Origin of the sequence: Legionella sp. (assembly GCF_965140895.1) — a bacterium.
GTDB lineage: Bacteria > Pseudomonadota > Gammaproteobacteria > Legionellales > Legionellaceae > Legionella.
This window is the reverse complement of record NZ_CBCSKT010000030.1, coordinates 1-5,631: the sequence shown is the minus strand read 5'-3', so window position 1 is coordinate 5,631 and position 5,631 is coordinate 1. Positions and strand designations below refer to the sequence as shown.

The window sequence follows — 5,631 nt, the reverse complement described above, 5'->3', positions numbered from 1 at the left end:
GAAGCCTGTTTAAAAAACTGGTTTATGGCAAAATATGATCCACAATTCGAAAAAGAAATCCGTTTATCCTTAATGGAAGAATTATTGCTGGATAATGGTTGGGGTGTTCTGGATGTAGAGCAAAATTTAGACAGTGATTGGATTATGGTTGCTCGTGATGAACAAGGCTGGCTGCAACCTACAAATGCATTGCCATTTAACTCCGAAATCCTGTCTTACAAAAGTGTGGAAGGTTTTCAAGTCAATCACCAAACAGGCAACATTTCATTTTTTATGGAGCCATGGTCTCCTGAAGATCAAGATTGGGAGCGTCTTTTTTCCGGATATGATGTCAATGAAATGATGGTTAAGAACCTGGGCGCTGCATTTTTCAGCTTAGATCCAGTAGATCCTGAAAAGCCTTATCATCCCTTTAATACCATGCGCTTTGCTCCATCAGGGCTTGCAGACAGCGCATTAATGCATACCATGCTTCTGACCGATTACATGTTAAAATTCATGACAACTGGCCAAGAAGTGCAAGGTATTTACCCATTTGAGCGGCAACCGATAGAAAATGCCCTATCTCATTTGCCACCTTATTTATATGACATTATAGAACGCTACCGCCAATAAGGGTCGCGCTACCTCGTGAAAGATTCCGGGACGTCCCAGTCCCCGAAATCGACTCGCCAACGCGCGAAGCTAAAGGCCCTGGACGTCCTGGTCCCCCTTGATTTTGAGTCCCCTTCGGGACTAAAAATCTGCGCTCCCCAATGACTGACGCCTTTTCGGATGCCTTATATTTTTCCTACGGAAAAACATCCGGCCCTAAGGCTACCAGGGACTACTCGCCCGCGCCTTCGGCTCTCCATGGCTCGCAGCGGCAGAGCACCACGGGACTATACATCGATTTTGGATTGAGGCTGAAGAAATCGATGTAGATACTCAGACTGATGAGACGGGTAATAGCAGCAGCTTCCGTTTGGGTGAGGTGCGCATGGTGGTAAAAAAACACCGTATGGTACGAGATATTCATGGCGAGTTAAAGGATGAAGGCAACGAGCATGAAGGCTGGCCTATTTATGTGCTCACACCTACAGAAATAGCCAGTGTACTTGGGAAACAAAAAGTAATTCCTGGCCATGCTATGATTTTTAGTACCGAATCCAAAAAAATTCTTTATTGGGAAAATAATACACTAATAAAAGAACATGAGGCGAAAATCATCCCGGAAAACATGACTCGCCTTTACACTCAGCCTCGAATTAACGGTTTAGTCACGCTCACTAGTCAAAATACGCGTTTATTAGTGAAACTCACGCGTGATGTAGCGAAGCAAACAAAGATGTCTCACCGGTATTCACCTGAATTTATCTTTGCACATGACCTGACTCTTCATTACAATGAATTTGCCACGTACTTACCCGAGTTTGGGCGACTTAGAGAATTGAGCCGCCTTGCGGTCATGGTACGCATGCTAGATAGTATTCGAGTAAACAATAACACTAAAATAAGTGCTATAAACGCTCTTGCCAATAATCAAACAGGCCCCGAGGATACAGAAGCTTATCGCCATTACAAAAAGCAATTTGATTCGATTCATCAATTCGTTATAGACCAGCATGCGCAGATTCGCAGTTCTCTCTCTGACCTTGAAAATCAAAAAGTACAGACATTAAATACATTAAAAAGAAATCGAGGTTTTACTACCAAATCCCAACAAGATGAACTAGTGCGCTCTATTGTAAGTGAGACTCATATGCTCTCATCTGAAATTGAACCATTGGTTAAACAGTTTGCAGCAGGTGATTCCCGACCTTTGGCGAGAAAATTATGTGCGCCACAAAAAAAAGTGACTTTGGAATCGGTTATCGGACAACTCCGAAAAAATATTCCAGGCCCAAGCTGGCAGGATTTTTATCATGCCTTAACGGAAAACCAAGCCGCAGGTGATAAGACAATTGCCCGCAGGGTATTTGCTGAGCAAACCAAAGCGACACTTTTAGAGTGTGAACGCTTGCAACGAGTATACAAGAGCCTGTCCTTTGCAGAACAAGAAAAGCCGGAAGAGGATAATCAAGGGGTTTGCTACTGGGTTCCTGCCAGTATTAAGAACGAGGAAAAAGTATCAACTGATGGTCTATCCCGTTATTCGTTTTTTGTCTATGGTGGAGTAAACCTGCAGGCTCGGGTTAATGTAAATCAAGGACCGGTTTCGTTTAATCACAATGCTATGGCTAAAGGAATTCAAGCTCATGTGCCAAATAATAATGTGTTATACCAAAAAGTTGGCCCAAATGGTGAACATTTAAAATTTGGTATTACTAAAAATCCAAGCTCACGTTATACTACATCGGAACTCAATGGAGGCCGATTAAAAATTATTGCTCGAGGGACTCGTTCAGATATGTTAAAACTGGAAAGGGAGCTACACAAAACGCTACCAATTGGTCCAGAGGAAAGACAAAAAGCTTATGTAAATATACAAGTCGCCAGGGGCTATAAATCCCCTCCTTATAAATAAAAGAGGATATCATGGAATTTCAATTGGTAATACAGTTGCCTGAAAGTCAATGTAATGATATTGATTTAATCGCAGATATAGAAGATAAATTAGATGACTATCTCATTGATGCTGAAGTTGATGGGCATGATATTGGAAGTGAGGAAGTTAACATCTTCATTCATACAAATGCCCCTGATGCTACCTTAAAGCAAGTAAAATATATTTTAGAAGAAGAACGTTTTGATCTATCATATGTAAAAATTGCTTATAGAAAGATTGGATCTGAAAAGTACGTTCCACTATGGCCTGAAAATTTAATAGAATTTAACGTAAAATGATGACCTCCACGTAATAGGCTCCCTAATAAACATTCAAGGAATATATTAGGGACTATTACAAAAACTGCTAATGATTTCCTCTGGTTAAGGCCTTTGGGGAATAATGGAACCTCCAACCCACTTAAGAAAAATAGTATTAAAAATACATGAGGTTAAATAAATTAAAATTTATGTTTTAGATGTATACGAGAGCAGATTAGCCTTTGATTCATTTTCACGGCTTAAATGAGTAGACTGTTCCATTACTCCCCAAAGGCCTAGCCTGATATTTTTCTAACTTGACCCCCGGCCGGGATCTTGGTAAAAAAGGGTCATGTGCAAATTTTAATCTTATAATGACTGGGTTAGCCTAGGTTACTGACGATAAAGATTATTGTCCTCCTTTTTGTGATTTATCGGCATTTTTGCTGTATGAATAGTCGTCAGAAAAAAGGGATGAGCCTGCTACAAGAGCATTTTTTGAGAAAGCCATAGGTTGTAATGGCTTACCCGACAAGGTAACAATGGATAAAAGTGGCGCTAACAAAGCTGGAATTGATACAATTAATTTACACTTGGGGCTGCTGTTTATGTTGGGTGGACTGTTCGTCCAGCTCACGATGAGACAAATTAAATACCTCAATAACATTGTAGAACAAGAGCATCGATTCATTAAGAAAATCACCAGGCCAATGAAGGGCTTCAAGGTATTTCACTCAGCGAATGCAACATTAGCCGGAATTGAATTGCATCACATGCTCAGAAAAAACCAGCATACTGAATCGGCCAATCAAACTATTTTTGAACAGTTCTATGGACTGGCGGCGTAAACTCGCCCAAAATAACGCTATTCGTGGTCTAAAAATATTTTTGCGACAAAACCTTAGGAAGCAGAGGTCGAATATCATCAAGGCACAAGTGAACTAAAAACTACTAACATTGCCGGATATACGACCCCTTATTCCGCAGTAAATTTTTGATTTAAAATCCACCCAAAAAACTTGACACGGATCGTTGATTTTGATCATATATTCTCTTTTGGCAGGAAGTAATGGACGCATCAAAATACGATGTAACACGTTTAGATCATTTAGGTTTAGTCGCTGGATTTTGTAAAGAAATAGGACTAACCGAGTGGGTAAATGTACGTTTTCCGAAAGAATCCCATAATAGCCATATCAATAATGGTCAGTTATTTGTTGCGATGCTCCTTAATGGGCTTGGTTTTGTAAGTCGCACGCTCCATGTTTATCCTGAATATTTCAAGGACATTCCTACCGAACGTCTATTAGGTGAGGGTATTCTGCCCCAACACATCAACGATGATCTTTTAGGTCGCTTTTTAGATAGTCTCTATGAACAAGGTGTATCATCACTTTACCAGGAACTGGCGTTGAAGGTGATTGCTTATCTTGGCTTACCTTGTCGCAGCCTGAACTTAGATGCAACAAGCTTTCATTTGGATGGTGAATATCACAGAGATATAGACGCACAAGCGATTCACATCACTCAAGGATACAGCCGTGATCACCGACCTGATTTAAATCAGGTGGTGCTCAATTTGATTACGGAAAACAAAGCAGGTATTCCTCTGTATATGAAGGCCTGTAGTGGAAATAGCCAGGATGTCCAAAGTTTTAAAGAGATTGTAAAACAACACATTAAAAGCCTGAAAGCAGCTTACAAGAACACTTATTTTATCGGTGATGCTGCGCTTTATACAGAAGAAACAATCCAGGCGCTGTCTTATGAGGAGCAATTATTTATTACACGCGTTCCACAAAAACTAAAAGAGGCTAAACAGCTGATAACCAAGGCGAATCAGGTTGAATGGATACCCCTGGAAGAGGGATACTACGGTTATTGGGCTACCTCTGACTATGGTGGAATAGCTCAGCGTTGGCTTTTAATCAAAAGCAGTCAAGCAAAGGCAAGAGAAGAGCACATTTTAAATAAAGTTATCACCAAAAGCACTGCGTCTTCGCTAAAGAGTTTTAATCGCCTGTGTCGTAAAGCCTTTTCTTGTGAAGCAGATGCACAAAAAGCTGTAGAAGAATGGCAGAAGGAACAGGAGTTTACAACGCTTAGCGATATAGTCGTGATTGAGGAAAAACAACATGATAAACGAGGAAGGCCAAGCCTTGATGCCACTTATATTTCTCAATTTTACATCACAGGCCTTCTCTCTACTTCTTTAAGTTTAAAAGCACAGGCACAAGAGACTAAAGGCCTATTTATCATTGCAACTAATGATTGCTCAGAAGAGCTGTGCATGCAATTTATTCTGGATGAGTATAAGTCACAACAAGCTGTAGAGCGTGGATTTAGATTTTTAAAAAGTCCTGACTTTTTAACCTCTTCCTTGTTCCTGAAAAAGCCTGAGCGCATAGAGGCTTTATTAATGGTCATGACTTCTTGCCTCATGGTCTACGCCAGCATTGAATATCAAATTCGAAAAACTCTAGTCGATAACAATGAGTCTTTCCCTGATATGAAGAAAAAACCAACCCAGAAGCCAACTGCCAAGTGGGTGTTCTTTTGCTTTCAAGGGATCTCTGTCCTCACTATAGAGAATACACACCAAGTGGTTACTAATATGATGGATAGGCAGCGGATAATACTCAATTGCCTTGGAAAATCATATTGGGAGTTTTATTCATGATTTTACTGCGGAATGTGGGTTCCAATCTTTTTGAAATATAAGTAAGGCATCTTGCTGAAATTTGTCAGTAATTTGATGGTGTTTTGTATTAGGAAAGCGTTTTTTTAAATCGAGCAATGCTTGATTTTCATCCTCTTCAAAAGACATGGCGCATACTCCCTTGG

General features: G+C 40.3%; 4 protein-coding genes and 1 pseudogene. All 5 read left to right on the top strand.

The window, feature by feature from the left end:
* The coding region (locus ACQY7T_RS03705) for a hypothetical protein (RefSeq protein ID WP_428411366.1) at positions 1-615 on the top strand (615 nt) is incomplete at its 5' end.
* 364 nt (positions 616-979) lie between these two features.
* Complete coding sequence (locus tag ACQY7T_RS03700) at positions 980-2,506, top strand: hypothetical protein (RefSeq protein ID WP_428411365.1); 1,527 nt, start codon at positions 980-982, stop codon at positions 2,504-2,506.
* Between the two features lie 11 nt (positions 2,507-2,517).
* Positions 2,518-2,826, top strand: coding sequence for a hypothetical protein (locus ACQY7T_RS03695; protein ID WP_428411364.1), 309 nt, complete (start codon positions 2,518-2,520; stop codon positions 2,824-2,826).
* 434 nt (positions 2,827-3,260) lie between these two features.
* Positions 3,261-3,635: pseudogene (locus ACQY7T_RS03690) on the top strand (DDE-type integrase/transposase/recombinase); the annotation flags it as partial.
* A gap of 221 nt (positions 3,636-3,856) precedes the next feature.
* A complete protein-coding gene (locus ACQY7T_RS03685) occupies positions 3,857-5,467 on the top strand; it encodes an IS1634 family transposase (protein WP_428411363.1) in 1,611 nt (536 codons plus the stop codon).
* Positions 5,468-5,631 lie beyond the last annotated feature (164 nt).

Coding starts and splice junctions, on each gene's coding strand:
- ACQY7T_RS03700 (WP_428411365.1), top strand. CDS start 980: ATGGTGGTAAAAAAACACCGTATGGTACGAGATATTCATGGCGAGTTA.
- ACQY7T_RS03695 (WP_428411364.1), top strand. CDS start 2,518: ATGGAATTTCAATTGGTAATACAGTTGCCTGAAAGTCAATGTAATGAT.
- ACQY7T_RS03685 (WP_428411363.1), top strand. CDS start 3,857: ATGGACGCATCAAAATACGATGTAACACGTTTAGATCATTTAGGTTTA.